Origin of the sequence: Nocardia sp. NPDC049220, from assembly GCF_040647855.1 — a bacterium.
Taxonomy (GTDB): domain Bacteria; phylum Actinomycetota; class Actinomycetes; order Mycobacteriales; family Mycobacteriaceae; genus Nocardia.
Genome location: NZ_JBEZDA010000029.1, coordinates 19934 through 37196, shown reverse-complemented (window position 1 = coordinate 37196; position 17263 = coordinate 19934). Strand labels below are relative to the sequence as shown.

General features: G+C 64.9%; 18 protein-coding genes and 3 tRNA genes. All 21 read left to right on the top strand.

The annotated features are described in order from the left end of the window. Nucleotides 1-220 precede the first annotated feature (220 nt). The 21 genes from AB0C34_RS30220 (at nucleotide 221) to AB0C34_RS30120 (ending at nucleotide 17219) form a co-directional block, all read left to right on the top strand. Nucleotides 221-293, top strand: a tRNA-Thr gene (locus AB0C34_RS30220). Nucleotides 294-376: 83 nt separating this feature from the next. Further along, nucleotides 377-452, top strand: a tRNA-Met gene (locus AB0C34_RS30215). Between the two features lie 41 nt (nucleotides 453-493). Further along, nucleotides 494-664, top strand: coding sequence for a 50S ribosomal protein L33 (rpmG, locus tag AB0C34_RS30210; RefSeq protein WP_011211653.1), 171 nt, complete (start codon nucleotides 494-496; stop codon nucleotides 662-664). 184 nt (nucleotides 665-848) lie between these two features. Further along, entirely contained in the window at nucleotides 849-1916 is a 1068-nt protein-coding gene (locus AB0C34_RS30205) for a fused (3R)-hydroxyacyl-ACP dehydratase subunits HadA/HadB (RefSeq protein WP_357080437.1), read from the top strand. Nucleotides 1917-2136: 220 nt separating this feature from the next. Then, nucleotides 2137-2209: transfer RNA gene (locus tag AB0C34_RS30200), tRNA-Trp, on the top strand. A gap of 108 nt (nucleotides 2210-2317) precedes the next feature. Next, entirely contained in the window at nucleotides 2318-2719 is a 402-nt protein-coding gene (secE, locus tag AB0C34_RS30195; protein WP_357080426.1) for a preprotein translocase subunit SecE, read from the top strand. A 119-nt stretch (nucleotides 2720-2838) separates the two neighbouring features. Continuing rightward, complete coding sequence (gene nusG, locus AB0C34_RS30190) at nucleotides 2839-3618, top strand: transcription termination/antitermination protein NusG (protein ID WP_357080434.1); 780 nt, start codon at nucleotides 2839-2841, stop codon at nucleotides 3616-3618. A gap of 96 nt (nucleotides 3619-3714) precedes the next feature. Next, a complete protein-coding gene (rplK, locus tag AB0C34_RS30185; RefSeq protein WP_357080423.1) occupies nucleotides 3715-4149 on the top strand; it encodes a 50S ribosomal protein L11 in 435 nt (144 codons plus the stop codon). A 98-nt stretch (nucleotides 4150-4247) separates the two neighbouring features. Further along, nucleotides 4248-4961 (top strand): 50S ribosomal protein L1, encoded by a 714-nt coding sequence (gene rplA / locus AB0C34_RS30180; protein ID WP_357080420.1) that lies wholly within the window; start codon nucleotides 4248-4250, stop codon nucleotides 4959-4961. Between the two features lie 100 nt (nucleotides 4962-5061). After that, nucleotides 5062-5601 (top strand): NADPH-dependent FMN reductase, encoded by a 540-nt coding sequence (locus AB0C34_RS30175; RefSeq protein ID WP_357080417.1) that lies wholly within the window; start codon nucleotides 5062-5064, stop codon nucleotides 5599-5601. Between the two features lie 437 nt (nucleotides 5602-6038). Then, the gene (rplJ, locus tag AB0C34_RS30170) at nucleotides 6039-6578 is read left to right on the top strand and encodes a 50S ribosomal protein L10 (protein WP_357080414.1); all 540 of its coding nucleotides are present in this window, start codon (nucleotides 6039-6041) and stop codon (nucleotides 6576-6578) included. Nucleotides 6579-6644: 66 nt separating this feature from the next. Then, on the top strand, nucleotides 6645-7022 hold the full coding sequence (gene rplL / locus AB0C34_RS30165; RefSeq protein WP_357080411.1) for a 50S ribosomal protein L7/L12: 378 nt from the start codon (nucleotides 6645-6647) through the stop codon (nucleotides 7020-7022). A 244-nt stretch (nucleotides 7023-7266) separates the two neighbouring features. Next, nucleotides 7267-8343 carry an ABC transporter ATP-binding protein gene (locus AB0C34_RS30160; protein ID WP_357080408.1) on the top strand — a complete coding sequence of 359 codons (1077 nt, stop codon included), beginning with the start codon at nucleotides 7267-7269 and terminating at the stop codon, nucleotides 8341-8343. Between the two features lie 98 nt (nucleotides 8344-8441). After that, nucleotides 8442-9149 carry an ABC transporter permease gene (locus tag AB0C34_RS30155; protein ID WP_357080431.1) on the top strand — a complete coding sequence of 236 codons (708 nt, stop codon included), beginning with the start codon at nucleotides 8442-8444 and terminating at the stop codon, nucleotides 9147-9149. Nucleotides 9150-9153: 4 nt separating this feature from the next. Further along, nucleotides 9154-10017 (top strand): ABC transporter permease, encoded by an 864-nt coding sequence (locus tag AB0C34_RS30150; protein WP_357080405.1) that lies wholly within the window; start codon nucleotides 9154-9156, stop codon nucleotides 10015-10017. After that, complete coding sequence (locus tag AB0C34_RS30145) at nucleotides 10014-11366, top strand: MCE family protein (RefSeq protein WP_357080402.1); 1353 nt, start codon at nucleotides 10014-10016, stop codon at nucleotides 11364-11366. The genes AB0C34_RS30150 and AB0C34_RS30145 overlap by 4 nt, the downstream gene beginning before the upstream one ends. After that, on the top strand, nucleotides 11363-12439 hold the full coding sequence (locus tag AB0C34_RS30140; protein ID WP_357080399.1) for an MCE family protein: 1077 nt from the start codon (nucleotides 11363-11365) through the stop codon (nucleotides 12437-12439). The genes AB0C34_RS30145 and AB0C34_RS30140 overlap by 4 nt, the downstream gene beginning before the upstream one ends. Beyond that, on the top strand, nucleotides 12439-13449 hold the full coding sequence (locus AB0C34_RS30135; protein ID WP_357080397.1) for an MCE family protein: 1011 nt from the start codon (nucleotides 12439-12441) through the stop codon (nucleotides 13447-13449). The genes AB0C34_RS30140 and AB0C34_RS30135 overlap by 1 nt, the downstream gene beginning before the upstream one ends. A 28-nt stretch (nucleotides 13450-13477) precedes the next feature. Further along, nucleotides 13478-14719, top strand: coding sequence for an MCE family protein (locus tag AB0C34_RS30130; RefSeq protein WP_357080429.1), 1242 nt, complete (start codon nucleotides 13478-13480; stop codon nucleotides 14717-14719). Continuing rightward, a complete protein-coding gene (locus AB0C34_RS30125) occupies nucleotides 14716-15981 on the top strand; it encodes an MCE family protein (protein ID WP_357080394.1) in 1266 nt (421 codons plus the stop codon). The genes AB0C34_RS30130 and AB0C34_RS30125 overlap by 4 nt, the downstream gene beginning before the upstream one ends. Next, nucleotides 15978-17219, top strand: coding sequence for an MlaD family protein (locus AB0C34_RS30120; RefSeq protein ID WP_357080391.1), 1242 nt, complete (start codon nucleotides 15978-15980; stop codon nucleotides 17217-17219). The genes AB0C34_RS30125 and AB0C34_RS30120 overlap by 4 nt, the downstream gene beginning before the upstream one ends. The last annotated feature ends 44 nt before the right edge of the window (nucleotides 17220-17263 follow it).

The window sequence follows — 17263 nt, the reverse complement described above, 5'->3', positions numbered from 1 at the left end:
GTCCGAGTGACCGCCGCGCATGTGACGCAGTCGCGAGCAGCGGTCACTCGGACGCGAGCCCCAAAGGGGCCGCGAACCCGCCGCGCCCGCGCGGCCAACCAACACAGCAACAACCCTTCTGACCACGCGGTTTGGTGGTGAGACCGGTGAGTGTGTAGTCTCGTCCAAGACTTCACCGCGCTGAGGTCGAGTGTTCGGAGCTCGGTGCGGATGTAGTCATGCCCCCTTAGCTCAGTCGGCAGAGCGTTTCCATGGTAAGGAAAAGGTCAACGGTTCGATTCCGTTAGGGGGCTCGCCGGATTGCCGGTGGTGACCGACTCGGCATCGCTCCCGTAGGTGCGGGGTTGGGCGTGGGACCACGGCAATGCGACGCCGTGGCGGTGTAGCTCAGTCGGTAGAGCAAACGACTCATAATCGTTGTGTCGCCGGTTCAAGTCCGGCCATCGCTACCACAACCGATTAAGCCCATCAGGTACCGGAAAGAAGGCATATCGTGGCCGCGAAGTCCACCGATGTCCGGCCAAAGATCACCTTGGCCTGCGAGCAGTGCAAGCATCGCAACTACATCACCAAGAAGAACCGGCGTAACGACCCGGATCGGCTGGAGCTGAAGAAGTTCTGCCCGAACTGTGGCACGCACCGGGCGCACCGCGAATCCCGCTAGTCCTCCACGCGTGAACTACCGCGTGGTGGAGCGCCGGGAGTCGCATCCCGGTTATCTCGGGCCGTGATATCGCGAGGGCCGGACATAAGTCCGGCCCTGACGCATTTTCACGGTGTGGGTGCGGTGGTGAGCGCTCCGCAGACTCCGGGCGACGGGGTCAGATAGGTACAGTCCTCCCGTGACAATCAACACCGGTACAGACGAAGCGGTCCTGACGGACGAGGCGTTCGATCCAGCGGCCCACGCCGCGGCGATGGTCGGTCACCACTACCGCGTCGACGACTACTACGAGGTCGGCCGCGAGAAGGTGCGCGAGTATGCCCGCGCCGTGCAGGACTACCACCCGGCGCACTGGGACGAGGACGTCGCGCAGGAGTACGGCTACGACAACCTGCTGGCACCGGTCACCTTCATCTCCCTGGTCGGGATTCTGGCCCAGCGCAAGCTGTTCGAACAGGTGGTCACCGGCTACGACCTCAGTCAAATTCTGCAGACCGACCAGATCCTCGAGTTGCACCGGCCGATCAAGGTCGGCGACCAGCTGACCTGCGACGTTTACCTGCACTCGTTCCGGCAGGCCTTCGGCGGCGACATCATTGTCACCAAGAACATCGTCACCGCGCAGAACGACGAACTGGTGCTCACCACCTACACCACGCTCGTCGGTCGCAGTGGCGGCGATATCGATCCCAACCTCAACGCGGCTGTCCGCAACGTGCTCATGCACGGCATCGGTGAAGAGGCGCCGCAACACCACCCGCGCAGTACGCCGCCCGCCGCCGAGCCGCCCGTGCCGGTCACCACCGCCCCAGCGGTAGTGCCCACCAAGCGTGCGCTCCGTGTCGAGGACGTCTCGGTCGGCGACGAATTGCCTCCGCGTACGGTCCGTCTGACCCGCGGCGATCTGGTGAACTACGCGGGCGTCTCCGGCGACGCCAATCCGATCCACTGGAGCGATGAGGTCGTCAAGTTGGTCGACTTGGACAACGTCGTCGCACACGGGATGCTCACCATGGGGCTCGGTGGCGGTTTCGTCACCTCGTGGCTCGGCGATCCTGGTGCGGTGAAGGAATACAATGTCCGTTTCACCAGCCCGGTCTATGTGGGTGTCGACGAGGCCGCCGAGGTCGAGTACACCGGTAGGGTGAAGTCGGTTGATCCGGAGACCAAGACGGCGGTCGTCGCCATCGTGGCGAAGTCGGCGGGTAAGCGGATCTTCGGGCGTGCGACGGCGACGGTGCAACTGGCCTGACCTGCTCGGGCGACCCTGATTGGCTAATGCCGCGGCGGGTAACGTACACTCAGATTTCTGGGGTCACCAGCCGCTGCGCGCTGCTCTGTAGGGCTGGTTCCAGGCGGTCCGCGAGGATCGCCAACGGGGCCGGCAACTGCCGGAGTAGCGCGCGTGTTGTGTGACACCCGGATACAACTGAATATCGAACAGTGGTAGGACAGCAATACGGTCCTACCGAAGGGGCGTAGCTCAATTGGCAGAGCAGCGGTCTCCAAAACCGCAGGTTGCAGGTTCAAGTCCTGTCGCCCCTGCCCTGGATGCCAGCGACGAGAGAGGATCGACGTGAGCGAGCGTAGCGAGCGAGCTAGTGGCACAGCGCGCATCACGCACGCCGACGACGAGCGCAGCGAGGAGAAGGCGTGAGTGACGAGCGGGACATTCGCCACGGCGCGCATGGCGCCGATGACGGCGATGGCACCGCCGCAGCGAACCGTCCGAGCGGCAAGCGGTCCGCCCGGCGGACCCGCTCCGCGTCGTCCTCACAGACCGACACGGGTGTGCTCGCCACACTCGATCGTCCGTCCGGGAAAGCAACCAAGACAACCGATCGGGCCGAACGCAAGAAGTCGGGTAATCCGTTCAAGCGTTTGATCAGGTTCTTGCGTGAGGTCATCGCGGAACTGCGCAAGGTGATCTGGCCCAACCGGAAGCAGATGGTCACCTATACGAGCGTTGTTCTGGTGTTCGTGATTTTCATGGTCGCGTTCATCAGCGGGTTGGATCTGGCGTTCATCAAGGGTGTCAACTGGCTGTTCGGCTAGCTGAACGACGCCGACGCCGATAGCCGATCCCGGGGCGGACACAGGCGGAAGGACTTTCGCCGCGCGCCCGGCCCGGCACGCAGAGGATGTACGTGACGACACAGGAAGCGAGTGCCCCAGTGAGCACCCCGGAGAACGACACACACGACGAGTTCCCGGTCGACGACGCGGTGGCCGAGTCCAGCGACGCCGTCGAGGAGTCTGTGGCCGACGAACCCGTGGTCGAGGAATCGGAGCCTGCTGAGCCCGCCGCCGCTCCGGTCGATGCGGAGCCGGCCGATCCCGTTGCCGAGATGAAGTCCGCGCTGCGGCGCGCCCCCGGCGATTGGTATGTCATCCATTCCTACGCGGGCTACGAGAACAAGGTGAAGGCCAACCTCGAGACCCGGGTGCAGAACCTTGACCTCGAGGACTACATCTTCCAGGTCGAGGTGCCGACCGAAGAGGTCACCGAGATCAAGAACGGTCAGCGCAAGCACGTCAACCGCAAGGTGCTGCCCGGCTACATCCTGGTGCGAATGGAACTCAACGACGAGTCATGGGGCGCGGTGCGCAACACTCCCGGGGTCACCGGATTCGTCGGCGCTACCTCGCGCCCGTCGCCGCTGTCCATCGACGACGTGGTGAAGTTCCTGGTCCCGGCCGCACAGCAGCAGAAGAAGCCCGCGGCCGCCACGGCCACCGGCGCCGAGACCGCAGGCGATCTCGCGCCGAAGCCGACCATCGAGGTGGACTTCGAGGTCGGCGAGTCGGTGACCGTGATGGACGGTCCGTTCGCCACGCTGCCGGCCAGCATCTCCGAGGTCAACGCCGAGCAGCAGAAGCTCAAGGTGCTCGTATCGATCTTCGGTCGTGAGACCCCGGTCGAGCTGGCATTCACCCAGGTCGCGAAGATCTAGATCCGTTCTTTCACCGACCGGGCGAATCCGCCCGGTCGAGGATCGCCACACCACGACTTGCAAAGAGCAAGGACAACAAACACCTAGGAAAGAAAGATGCCCCCCAAGAAGAAGAAGCTCGCCGGGATCATCAAGCTCCAGATCCAGGCCGGCCAGGCGAACCCGGCCCCTCCGGTCGGTCCCGCGCTCGGTCAGCACGGTGTCAACATCATGGAGTTCTGCAAGGCGTACAACGCGGCGACCGAGTCGCAGCGTGGCACCGTCATCCCGGTCGAGATCTCGGTGTACGAGGACCGGTCCTTCGACTTCAAGTTGAAGACTCCGCCCGCCGCCAAGCTGCTGCTCAAGGCCGCCGGTGTGCAGAAGGGGTCGGCCGAGCCGCACCGCAACAAGGTCGCCAAGGTGACCATGGATCAGGTGCGCGAGATCGCCAAGACCAAGCAGGAAGATCTGAACGCCAACGACATCGAGCAGGCGGCCAAGATCATCGCGGGTACCGCGCGTTCGATGGGTATCACCGTCGAGGGCTGAGTTCCGCCACGGAACACGGCACGGGCTCCGCAGCTCCGGTGGGAGGGTCGGCCAGACCCGATAACCACTTCTGAACCGATTGAACAGGACAGAGAATCATGGCAAAACGAAGCAAGGCGTATCTCGCCGCGGCCGAAAAGGTCGATCGCACGACGCTCTACTCCCCGCTGGCCGCCACGCGCCTGGCGAAGGAGACCGCCACCACCAAGACCGACGCGACCGTCGAGGTCGCCGTGCGTCTCGGTGTGGACCCCCGCAAGGCGGACCAGATGGTCCGCGGCACCGTGAACCTGCCGCACGGCACCGGTAAGACCGCCCGTGTGATCGTGTTCGCGGCCGGCGAGAAGGCCGCCGAGGCCGAGGCCGCCGGTGCGGACGCGGTCGGCGCCGAGGACCTGATCGAGCGGATCCAGGGCGGCTGGTTGGACTTCGACGCCGCGATCGCCACCCCGGACCAGATGGCCAAGGTCGGACGCATCGCGCGTGTCCTCGGCCCGCGTGGTCTGATGCCGAACCCGAAGACCGGCACGGTCACCAACGATGTGACCAAAGCCGTCAACGAGATCAAGGGCGGCAAGATCAACTTCCGGGTCGACAAGCAGGCCAACCTGCACTTCGTCATCGGCAAGGCGTCCTTCGACGACGCCAAGCTGGTGGAGAACTACGGTGCCGCGCTGGATGAGATCCTGCGTGTCAAGCCGTCGACTGCCAAGGGGCGCTACGTCAAGAAGGTGACGGTCTCGACGAACACCGGACCGGGCATCCCGGTGGACCCGAACCGCACCCGCAACCTCCTCGACGAGGACGCGTAAGCAGCACTCGAGCATCACCGCGACGGCGGGAACGCAGATCGCGTTCCCGCCGTCGCGTGTTCGCCGGACTAATTCGCCCGGGGGCGTAGTTGGGCATGGAGTGACAGTCGTTCTGTTGATCTCCGGTAGTACCCGGGCCGCGTCCACCAATTCCGCCGCTCTGCGCACCGTACGAGCGATCGCCCCCGGCAGTGTCGAAACGCTGTGGTATGACGGCCTACCCGAGCTTCCCGCCTTCAGTCCGGATGACGACGGCGCGGGCCATCCTTCGGTTCTCGCGCTGCGCGACCGACTTTCCCGCGCGGATGCCGTCCTGCTGTGCACTCCCGAGTACGCGGGCACCTTGCCGGGCAGTCTGAAGAACCTCCTGGATTGGACTGTCGGCACCGGCGATCTCTACGGGAAGCCGACGGCGTGGCTCACCGTCGCGGTGGCAGGCCGGGGCGACGGCGCGACTACGACGCTGGGCAGTGTGCTCGGTTACCTGGGTGCCGACGTAGTTCCGGAAGCCTGTGTACGACTTCCGGTGTTGCGCGAGGATATCGGACCGGACGGGCTGGTGCCCGACACCGGTTTTCGGTTGGGTGCGCTCGACGCGTTGAACCTGCTGGTAGAGCACGCGCAGCGGGTGACGCCCTGACACGGCACGACGCCGGCGCGACGGAGCCGGCGCGCCGTGTCGTTCGCGCAGCGCTGGTAGTTCGAGGCGTGAGAAGTGAGCTACGCCATCACTACTCGAGGGACGAACGGCCTCGATGTCGTCATACCGGGGGCCGTTTTGGCAGATGCGGACCCCTCCAGGTACATTGAACACCAGTTATCGACCAGTTCGATCGCTACCCAATCCGTTCTACCGAAGACCGTTGGTCGCCGTTCCCGTATGGGTTCGGTCGAAGGTCCGGCGACATTGCCGGCGGCCCACGCAGGGAGAGCCGAGGCTGGGAATTGACCGGGGCAAGTTCCCGATCGGTTTTCTCTTGCGCCCCGGAACGCCTTGCGTCCGGGGCGTTTGTTTTGTCGCCGGCCCCTGATCGGTAGTTCGCGTATACGAACCGACCATCAGAGAGGAGGCGAAGTATGGCAAAACCCGAGAAGATCACCGCGGTCGAGGAGATCGCGGAGCAGTTCAAGAGCTCGACGGCCACCGTCGTCACGGAATACCGTGGCCTGTCGGTCGGCAAGCTCACCGAGCTGCGGCGCGCGCTCGGCGCCGACGCCACGTACTCCGTCGCCAAGAACACCCTGGTCAAGCGTGCCGCCGCCGAGGCGGGCGTGGAAGGCCTCGACGACCTGTTCGTCGGACCGACCGCGATCACCTTCATTTCGGGTGAGCCGGTCAACGCGGCCAAGGCCCTGAAGACCTTCGCGAAGGACAACAAGGCGCTCATCATCAAGGGCGGCTACATGGACGGCGCTCCGCTGTCCGTGTCCGAGGTCGAGCGGATCGCCGACCTGGAAACCCGCGAGGTCCTGCTGGCCAAGCTGGCCGGTGCGCTGAAGGGCAACCTCAGCAAGGCCGCGGGTCTGTTCAACGCTCCCGCCTCGCAGGTGGCCCGCTTGGCCGCCGCGCTGCAGGAGAAGAAGCAGGCCGAAGAAGGCGGAACTGCCGCCGAGTAATACCCCGTGCGGGTGACTCGCCAGTGACTCGCCTCAGAGACATCAACTACCGAAAGGAAAACAACAATGGCCAACGTTGACGAACTGCTCGAGACCTTCGGCAACATGACCCTGCTCGAGCTGTCGGACTTCGTGAAGAAGTTCGAGGAGAAGTTCGAGGTCACCGCAGCTGCTCCGGTCGCCGTCGCCGCGGTTGGCGCCGCCGCTCCGGCTGAGGCCGCCGAGGAGCAGGACGAGTTCGACGTCGTCCTCGAGGGTGCCGGTGACAAGAAGATCCAGGTCATCAAGGTGGTCCGTGAGATCGTCTCCGGCCTGGGCCTGAAGGAAGCCAAGGACCTCGTCGAAAGCGCCCCGAAGTCGATCCTGGAGAAGGTCGCCAAGGACGCCGCCGAGGCTGCCAAGGCGAAGCTGGAAGAGGCCGGCGCCAAGGTCTCGGTCAAGTAATTCGCGACCGAAACGCACCAACGGGCGGTTCCCTGATAAGGGGGAGCCGCCCGTTTGCTCTTTCCGGCAACGTGGGCGGAATGGTGAATATCGAGAAGATCGCGGGGTTACTCTTCAGTCAGGTTGGCGTGTGCCCCGTCTCGCTCATGGGTTACAGTGACCGAACCCACTGTGACGTGACGCATCGCGATGATCGAGCCCGGGTGCGCCCGTGGGCAGCTCGCTGAGAAATGTGGAGGTTGGCGTGGGCGTCGAGGTCAGGACCGAAAGTGTCACCAAGTCCTTCGGTTCGCAGCGCATTTGGCAGGACGTTTCGCTGACATTGCCTTCCGGTGAGGTCAGTGCCCTGCTCGGCCCGTCGGGTACCGGTAAGTCGGTATTCCTGAAGTCGCTGATCGGCCTGCTGCGCCCGGAGCGCGGTTCGATCTTTATCGACGGCACTGATATCACGACCTGCTCCAACAAGGAACTCTACGAAATCCGCAAGTTGTTCGGCGTGCTGTTCCAGGACGGCGCGTTGTTCGGGTCGATGAATCTGTTCGACAATGTCGCTTTTCCGCTTCGTGAACACACGAAGAAGGGCGAGGGCGAGATCCGCACGATCGTGATGGAGAAACTGGAGTTGACCGGTCTGCTCGGGGCCGAGAACAAGCTGCCCGGCGAGATATCCGGTGGTATGCGCAAGCGCGCGGGATTGGCTCGCGCCCTGGTGCTCGATCCGCAAATCATCCTGGTCGATGAGCCCGACTCGGGCCTCGATCCGGTGCGCACCTCCTACCTGAGCCAGCTGCTGATCGATATCAACGCCCAGATCGACGCCACGATCCTTATCGTCACGCACAACATCAACCTGGCCCGGACGGTGCCGGACAACATCGGCATGCTCTTCCGCCGCCAGCTGGTGATGTTCGGTCCGCGTGAGGTGCTGCTCACCTCGGAGGAACCGGTGGTCAAGCAGTTCCTCAACGGCCGCATGATCGGGCCGATCGGCATGTCCGAGGAGAAAGACGAGGCGCAGATGGCGCGCGAGCAGGCCCTGGTGGACGCCGGTCACCATCACGGCGGCGCCGAGGAGGTCGAGGGGATCATCCCGCAGATGCGCGCGACTCCGGGTATGCCGGTGCGGCAGGGCGTCATCCGCCGGAAGGAACGTGTTCGCGAGATTATGCATACGCTGCCGCCCGCCGCTCGAGATGCGATTCGTGAATCACTTGCGGAGAACGACGACACCCAGGTGCTGGCGTACAACGACGGCGACCTGGCAAAACATCACGGCGGCGGTTACGACACTAGCCTGCGACACAACACAACCAGCGGGTAACATATGCGTTCGTGACTTCCTCGCCGGCGCGCATACGAGCTCCTCTGGAGTCGGGGTTTGCTCAGGCCGGCAACATCTTCGCGCTCTTCATCGACGTGATGCGCAAGACGTTCCGACGCCCGTTCGAATGGCGGGAGTTCATCGAGCAGTCGTGGTTCATTGCCAGTGTCTCCATCCTGCCCAGCGCGCTGGTCGCGATTCCCTTCGGCGCGGTCGTCGCACTGCAGACCGGCTCGCTCATCAAGCAGCTCGGTGCCGAATCGTTCAGTGGCGCAACCAGTGTTCTCGCCACCGTCCAGCAAGCGGCCCCGGTCGTCACGGCACTGATCATCGCGGGCGCGGCTGGGTCGGCGGTGGCCGCCGATCTGGGCTCGCGGACCATCCGTGAGGAGATCGACGCACTGGAGGTGCTGGGTGTCGACCCGGTGCGAAAGCTGGTGGTGCCGCGCGTGATCGGCATGATGCTGGTCGCGCTGCTGCTCAATGGCCTGGTGTCGGTGGTCGGCATCGCGGGCGGGTACTTCTTCAATGTGCTGTTGCAGGGCGGAACCCCGGGCGCCTATCTGGCCTCGTTCTCCGCCCTCGCCCAGCTGCCGGACCTGTGGATCGGCGAGATCAAGGCGGCGGTGTTCGGCCTGCTCGCCGGTGTGATCGCCGCGTACAAGGGGTTGCATCCCAAGGGGGGTCCGAAAGGAGTCGGTGACGCGGTGAACCAATCCGTGGTGATCACGTTCTTGGTGCTGTTCTTCGTGAACCTCGTCCTGACCCTGGTGTATCTGCAGGTCGTCCCGGCAAAGGGCGCTTGATCCGATGGCCACCTCGTACCGAACCCCGGTCGCCAGATCAATGCGCCGGGTGGGGGACGCGCTACGCGCACCGCTGAAGATCATCGATCGCGCGGGCGATCAGATGTCGTTCTACTCACGCACGATCGCCTGGATCCCCCGCACCGCCGTGCATTACCGCAAGGAGGTTGTGCGGCTGCTCGCCGAGGTCACCTTCGGTACGGGTGCGCTCGCGGTGATCGGCGGCACCATCGGCGTCATCGTGTTCATGTCCGGCTCGGTCGGTGTCGTTGTCGGTCTGCAGGGCTTCAAGGCCCTCGACGCACTGGGCAGTTCGGTGCTCACCGGCTTCCTCACCGCGTATATCAACACCCGCGAGATCGCGCCGCTGGTCGCCGCGCTCGCACTCTCGGCGACGGTCGGCTGTGGTTTCACCGCGCAACTCGGCGCCATGCGGATTTCCGAGGAGATCGATGCGCTCGAGGTGATGGCGGTGCCTGGCGTGCCGTTTCTGGTCACCACCCGGGTGATCGCCGGGTTCCTCGCGGTGATCCCGCTGTATGTCGTCGGCCTGCTCGGCACATTCTTGGCGTCCCGGATGGTCAGCATCTGGTTCAACGGACAATCCAGCGGGTCCTATGACCACTATTTCAGCCTGTTCCTGCCACCGGAGGACGTGCTGTATTCGTTCCTCAAGGTGCTGGTCTTCGCCTTCGTGATCATCATGGTGCACTGCTACTACGGTTTTCACGCCACCGGTGGCCCAGCCGGAGTCGGTGTCGCGGTCGGTCGCGCGGTCCGCGCCGCGATCGTGCTGGTGAACGTGCTCGACTTCTTTCTCAGTCTCGCGATCTGGGGCACCACGACCACGGTGCGGGTGGCCGGATGAGCGGCAGGGTGCAGGCTTGGCGTTCCACCGAGAAACTGCGGGTGCGGGTTTTGGGGATCGTGTTCTTCCTCGTGGTCGGACTGTTTCTGTGGACGACGATCGCGATCTACAACAAGCAATTCGTGCGGACCGTCGATGTCGATCTGGTCACCGACAGTGTCGGCAACTCGCTGACCCGCAACGCGGACGTCAAGGTGCGCGGCATCCCGGTCGGCGAGGTGCGCTCCAGCCGCTCGGAGGGTGGCAACGTGACACTGCGGCTGGCCATCGATCCGGACAAGGCGAACCAGATTCCGGCGAACGCGACCGCGCGGCTGCTGCCCAAGACGCTGTTCGGCGAGCGCTACGTAGCCCTGATGATTCCCGAGGACCGCAGTGCGCAGCACTTGACCAACGGCCTCACGCTGCACCAGGACGTCAGCGGCAACGCGATCGAGGTCAGCAAACTGCTCGATGATGTGCTCCCGTTGCTACAGGCGATTCCGCCGCAGGACCTCGCCGCCACCCTGGGGGCGCTGTCCCAGGCGCTGGCGGGACGGGGCTTCGAGCTCGGTGCGAGTGTGGACAGGCTGGACAACATCTTCCGCCAGGTCAATGGCGTGCTGCCGGACCTGCAGGCGGATCTGCGCAGCTTCGCCCAGGTGGCTGCTACCTACTCCGACGCCGCGCCGCAGCTGATCCAGGCGCTGGACAACCTGCGCACCACCAATGCGACGATCGTGCAGCGGCGCACCGATATCGACGCGCTCTACGCGACGTGGGCGCCGGCCTCGTCGAGCACCGCCGATTTCTTGATCGCCAACCGCGACAACATCATCGACGTGGCCGCCGACTCGCGCCCCGCGCTGGAGCAACTGGCCTACTACTCGCCGAATTACGCCTGCTCGCTGGCGAATTTCGCGACCATGAAACCACGCATCGACCAGCTCTTCGGCAAGGGCACCGATCGGCCCGGCTCGCGCGTGACCCTCGAGCTGACCAACACGCGTGGCAGGTACCTACCCAATCAGGACGAGCCGCGCTGGCTGGATACCCGCGGCCCATGGTGCATTCCCGAGATGCCCGTCAACGTCGACCCTGGCCAGTACACCGGTGGGCCGAACAACGACGGCTCTTACGCTGTGCCCAGCCGCGACCCGGGTGACCAGGTGACCGGCAAACTGGAACCACCGCAATTCGGTGTCTACCCGGCGAACACCGTGCCGACGATCGCCGGTTCGCCGATGGAGCAGCAGTCGCTCGGCACGATCTACGGCGCGGCCAACGGTGTCGCACCGGAGCAGGTGCCGGGTTGGGTGACCAGGGCAGGCGCGCCCGCGTTCCGCGGCAGCGAGGTGAGTGTTCGATGAAGCAGACGCTGCGCGGCCTGGGTGGGCCGCTGTCCAAGCTGATCATCTTCATCGTCGTGACCTTGTTCGCGACCACCGTCCTCGCTTTGTCGATCGCCAACTACAGCGGCCGCGGAACGGGGTTCATGGCCCGGTTCACCGACGTCACCTCGCTCAACCCCGGTGACGAGGTGCGTATCGCCGGGGTTCGGGTCGGCAAGGTCACCGACGTATCGATCGTCGACAAACGCCTGGCCGAGGTGAAATTCGATCTCACCGACCGGAGCTGGCTGCCCGCCTCGACCACGGCCACCATCAAGTACCGCAACCTGGTCGGACAGCGCTACATCGCGTTGGAACAGGGCACCGGGGAGCCGGGCCGCAAACTGAACAAGGGCGCCACCATCCCGGTGGAGCGCACCAGGCCCGCGCTGAACCTCACCACGCTGTTCAACGGCTTTCGCCCGCTGTTCCGCACGCTGACCGCCGACGACGTGAACCGGCTTTCCTTCGAGATCATTCAGGTCTTCCAAGGTGAACAGGGCACGATCCACGACTTGGTCGCGAGCACCGCGAATCTGACCAACAAGATCGCGGACAAGGATGCGGTGATCGGTGAGTTGACCCGCAACCTGACCGCCGTGCTGGACACGATCAATCAGCGCGACGACCAGTTCGACCAGCTGATCGTGAACACCGAGGCACTGATCAGCGGCCTGTCCACCGAGCGCGACACGATCGGGCGCTCGGTGACCTCGCTCGCCGATCTGACCGCGGCCACCTCCGACCTGCTCGTGCCGGTCCGACCGACGCTGCAAGGGTCGATCGCGGGCCTGAGCCAGCTCACCGGCACCCTCGACGACCGCCAGGACGAAGTGAACGAAGCGCTGCGGAATCTTCCGATCAAGATGGAAAAGCTCGGCCGCGTCGGTAGTTACGGCTCCTGGTTCCAGTTCTATCTGTGCGGCATCGACATCGTTGTCGGGCCGGGCGCGGTCGACGCGCCGCAGCTCAACCTGCCCGCCGGGTTACCGACGGTCAACCAGCCGCTGTATACCAACGCCGCGCCGCGCTGCCACGGGGAGGCCCGCTGATGGACGACCGCATCCTGCTCGGCAAGCGCCACCCGGCGTTCTTGGGCGCGCTCGGTCTGGCCTTGGTGCTGCTGGTGACGGTGTCGGCGTTCTTCTTCGACCGGCTGCCGATCATCGGCGCCGGTACCAAGTACACCGCCGAGTTCTCCGAAGCGGCGGGCCTCAAGAAGGGCAACGAGGTCCGCGTCGCGGGCGTCAAGGTCGGCTCGGTCTCCGATGTCCGGCTCGATGGTGACCGGGTGCTCGTGGACTTCCGCACCAAGGGCGCGTGGATCGGCAATGAGACCACCGCGTCCATCCAGATCAAGACGCTGCTCGGGCAGAAGTATCTCGCGCTGGATCCCCGAGGGTCGGCGTCCGCCAATCCACACGACCGGATTCCGTTGTCTCGCACGGTGTCTCCGTACGACGTGGTGGACGCGTTCACCGACGCCGCGCGGAACATCGACCAGATCGACACCGCGCAGCTGGCCACCAGTATGCGTGTGCTGTCCGAAGCGTTCGAGACCACATCGCCGCAGATCCGCGGCTCCATCGACGGTGTCGCCCGACTGTCGGAGACCTTGGCGAAGCGGGATGAGGAACTGAAGAAGCTGTTCGCCGCGACCAGGCGGACCACCCAGATTCTCGCCGACCGAAATGCCGAGTTCGAGCGGCTACTCGCCTCGGGCGGTCAGCTGCTCGCCGAGCTGAACATCCGACAGCAGTCCATCGCAAAGTTGCTGTCCGGCGCCCGAACGGTGTCGGCCGAACTGAGCGCGCTGGTGCACGACAACGAAGAGCAGATCGGGCCGGCACTGCGGAACCTGCGCGCCTCGATCGACCTGCTCAATGCCAACCAGCAGAACATTTCCAAGACGTTGGAGTTGGCGGCGCCCTTCTACGGTCTCTACGCGAACGTGCTCGGCACCGGCCGCTGGTTCGACGCGGTGATCGTCAACCTGTTGCCGCCCGCGTTGCCGGAGATTCCCGGTTACCGTCCGCCAGTGCGCACGCTGGGAGGTAACTGACGTGCCGTACACCTGGCGCGGCGATCTCATCGCCGCGGTGAAGTCCGCCAGCCGCGGCGCCCTCGTGGCTATCGCGCTGGTCTCGGTGGTGGCGGTGCTGGTGGCCGGGGTGCTGTGGTGGCAATACGACCGGCTGGCCACCACCAAGATCACCGCCTACTTCGATCGTTCGGTCGGCATCTACGAGGGCTCGGACGTTCGGATCCTCGGTGTCCCGGTCGGCTCGGTGGATTCGGTGCAGCCGCAGGGGGATCAGGTCGAGATCGTCATGAGCGTCGACCGGAACTACGACATTCCCGCGAATGCCCGGGCTGCGCAGATCACGCCTTCGATCGTGTCGGACCGCTATATCCAGCTGACCCCGGTCTACATCGAAGGCCCGAAGATGGCCCGCACCGCGACCATCCCGCGCGACCGTACGGTGACGCCGGTCGAGGTCGACCAGCTGTACAAGAGCATCACCGAGTTGTCGGACGCGTTGGGCCCCAATGGAGCCAACGCCCAGGGAGCGGTGAACGAGCTGGTGCGGACCAGCGCGGCAAATCTGGCGGGCAACGGCCAAGCGCTGGCCGACAGTCTCACCCAGCTGTCCAGAGCGACGCGGTACCTGTCCGACGCGCGCGGGGACATCTTCGACACGATCAAGAACCTGCAGGCCTTCATCACCATGCTCGCCCAGAACGACCAGCAGGTGCGGCAGTTCAATGGGCAACTCGCCGAGCTGTCGACCTTCCTGGCCGGCGAACGGGAGAACCTCGGCGCCGCGCTGAATCTCCTGTCGGTCGCGCTCGGCGACGTGGCGCGGTTCATCGAGGAGAACCGGGATCTGGTCGCCAGTAATGCCGAGGGTCTGGTCACGCTCACCAAGACACTGGCCGATCAGCGCGACGACCTGGCCGCCGCGCTGCCAGTGCTCCCGCTGGCATTGAGCAACCTGGTCAATATTCACAATGCCGAATCAGGCACCCTCGACATCCGGACCAACCTCACCGATCTGCAGGATCCGTTCGGCGTCGCATGCAGATTGCTCGATCTGTCCAAGCTGATGCCGGGTGATCCGAAATTCGAGGCACTCGGCAGGCAGATGCGTCCGCTGCTGGAGCACTGCAAGGAGATCACCGATCAGATCACCGCCGGCGTGCAGACCCCGACGTTGATCCTTCCCTTCGGCATTCTCAGCGGCGAGAACCAGCAGCGCGCTCCGGTCCCCGGCACGGTGCCGGGCACACCGTCGGATCAGCTTCCGCCGTCGCAGGGAGGTGTCCGATGACCCCTCGAATCCGTTCTGCCGCACACGGTCTCGGTGCCGCGCTGGTGCTCGTCCTGTCCGCCGCGCTGGTCACCGCGTGTGCTGCGGACGGCATCTACAGCATCCCGCTTCCCGGTGGCGCCGACGTCGGCGAGCACCCTATGCACATCGATATCCAGTTCGACGATGTGCTTGATCTGGTGCCGCAGTCCGCGGTCAAGGTCGAAGGCGTACCGGTCGGCCGGATCGAGGAAATCACCATAGGCCAGGACCAGTGGACGGCCACCGTGCGTGCTGTGGTGAACTCGTCGGTGGACCTGCCCGCGAATGCGCATGCCGAGGTCCGACAGTCGAATCTGCTCGGCGAGAAGTTCATCGAACTGTCCAGGCCTGCGACCGACCCCGGCTCGGGCAAGCTCGGCAACGGCTCGGTGATTCCGGTCGACCGCACCAGGCACGCCACCGAGGTCGAGCAGGTGCTCGGCGCGCTGTCGCTGCTACTCAACGGTGGCGGTATCGCGCAATTGCAGCCGATCGTCACCGAACTGAACAATACTTTCGGGGGTCGCGAGAACCGGGTGCGCTCCCTGCTCGAGCAGGCGGACACCCTGATCGACGGACTGAACAAGCAGGTCGGCGACATCACGCGAGCCTTGGATGGCCTCGATGTGCTCAGTAACCGGGTGCGCAGGCAGACCGACCAGATCGACAAGATCCTCGAGCAACTGCCGCAGGGCATCAAGATCCTGGAGGAACAGCGTCCGCAACTGGTCGGCCTGCTCGCGCAGCTGGACCGACTCGGACAGGCGGGCTTGGACGTGCTGAACACCTCGAAGGACGACCTGATCCGCGACCTCACCGCGCTGCGTCCGACGTTGCAGGAACTCGGCCGCTCAGCACCCGACCTGGTGACCGCCTTGCCGCTGATCCCGACCTACCCGTTCCCCGACTCCGCGCTGGAGAGCACCTTCGGCGGACAGGTCAACACCTGGCTATCGGTGGATCTGCAGATCGGCACCACCTTGAGCAATCTCGGTGTGGGAAAACCGGACCCGGTGTACATCCCGCCGATCGGCCCGCCGGTGCCGGTGAACCCGACCAACCCGTACTACAACGGCAACGGCCCGCGGCCGGGCTGGCCCACGGTGTCGATTCTGCCGCTGCCGCCGCTCATGGCGCAGTTACCCGCGCTCGGCGGGCCGCCGAACCCGGTCGATGCCATCCTCGAACAGCTCGGGGTCGGCGGCGGAACGCGTCAGGAAACGGAGGGTGGTCCCCGATGACACGTCTGGTCAGGGGGCAACTGATCGCGTTCGCGGTGATCGCGGTGCTCGGTGTGGTGTTCGTCGGCGCCAAATACATCCGGCTCGACCACATGTTCGGGTTCGGCGAATACACGGTGCGGGTGCGGGCGGCGCAGACCGGTGGTCTCTACAAGGGCGCCGAGGTGACCTACCGTGGTGTTCCGGTCGGCCGGGTCGGTGAACTCGAACTCACCGACGACGGTGTGGTGCTGAACCTCGCTATCGACACCAGTTCGCCGGCTATCCCGGCCTCGGCGAAAGCTGTGGTCGCCAACCGATCCGCGATCGGCGAGCAGTACGTCGACCTGCAACCCGACTCGAACGAGGGCCCGTACCTGCGGGACAACTCGGTGATCACGTCGGCGACCCTGCCTGTGCCGGTCGAGCAGCTGATCGCGAGTGTGGACGGCTTCACCCGCTCGGTGGATCTGGGCGCACTCAACACCACCGTTCGCGAACTCGGCCGGGCACTCGACGGTAAAGGCGATGACCTACAGGTATTCGTCGACTCGCTGAACAAGTTCACCGTGACGTTCGACGAAACGTTGCCACAGACGATCCAGTTGATCCGAGACAGCAGAGTCGCGCTCGGTACCCAGGCCGAGCAGTCCGACGCCATCCGCCAGTTCAGCGACGGCCTGGACAAGCTCACCGCTCAACTGCGCTCCAGCGACCCGGACGTGCGCAGGCTGATCGGCACCGGGACCGACGCCGGTCTTCAGGTCGCTGCGTTGATCCACGAAAGCGGCGGTGTGCTGACCGAGGATTTGGCCAATCTGCGGCTGGTGCTACAGGCCATCTCGCCGAAGTTCTACGCGCTGCGACCGCTGCTGCAGATGCTTCCGCAGCTGTCCATCGGCGCCTCCTCCACCGCGCCCGGCGACGGTACCAGCCACTTCGGCGTGGTCCTGGAGACCAATAATCCGCCCGCCTGTACCGTGGGCTACGAGGGCACGTATCGGATTCTCGAGCAGATGAAGGCGCAGAACCCGGATTTCGACGACACGCGCGACGAATTCCCGTTCAACAAGGACGCGAAATGCCTCGTTCCGTTCGGTAATCCGACCGCGGTCCGCGGCGGTGAGCGTGCCGATCTCGCCGATCCGAGCATCGTGCAGCCGTGGGACTCCAACCCCAAGACCGATCCGGACAAGCTGAATCTGAATCCGATCGCCGTACAGTTGGCCACCCTGCTTGGGGTCACGCCGAAGCGGTGACCAGGACCGACGACGTTAGGGTGCTCGCGTGAGTGACTGGAACA

Coding starts and splice junctions, on each gene's coding strand:
- AB0C34_RS30155 (WP_357080431.1), top strand. CDS start 8,442: ATGCGCAAGACGTTCCGACGCCCGTTCGAATGGCGGGAGTTCATCGAG.
- rplJ (WP_357080414.1), top strand. CDS start 6,039: ATGGCAAAACCCGAGAAGATCACCGCGGTCGAGGAGATCGCGGAGCAG.
- AB0C34_RS30135 (WP_357080397.1), top strand. CDS start 12,439: ATGGACGACCGCATCCTGCTCGGCAAGCGCCACCCGGCGTTCTTGGGC.
- AB0C34_RS30125 (WP_357080394.1), top strand. CDS start 14,716: ATGACCCCTCGAATCCGTTCTGCCGCACACGGTCTCGGTGCCGCGCTG.
- AB0C34_RS30150 (WP_357080405.1), top strand. CDS start 9,154: ATGGCCACCTCGTACCGAACCCCGGTCGCCAGATCAATGCGCCGGGTG.
- rplK (WP_357080423.1), top strand. CDS start 3,715: ATGCCCCCCAAGAAGAAGAAGCTCGCCGGGATCATCAAGCTCCAGATC.
- rplL (WP_357080411.1), top strand. CDS start 6,645: ATGGCCAACGTTGACGAACTGCTCGAGACCTTCGGCAACATGACCCTG.
- AB0C34_RS30145 (WP_357080402.1), top strand. CDS start 10,014: ATGAGCGGCAGGGTGCAGGCTTGGCGTTCCACCGAGAAACTGCGGGTG.
- rplA (WP_357080420.1), top strand. CDS start 4,248: ATGGCAAAACGAAGCAAGGCGTATCTCGCCGCGGCCGAAAAGGTCGAT.
- AB0C34_RS30120 (WP_357080391.1), top strand. CDS start 15,978: ATGACACGTCTGGTCAGGGGGCAACTGATCGCGTTCGCGGTGATCGCG.
- AB0C34_RS30140 (WP_357080399.1), top strand. CDS start 11,363: ATGAAGCAGACGCTGCGCGGCCTGGGTGGGCCGCTGTCCAAGCTGATC.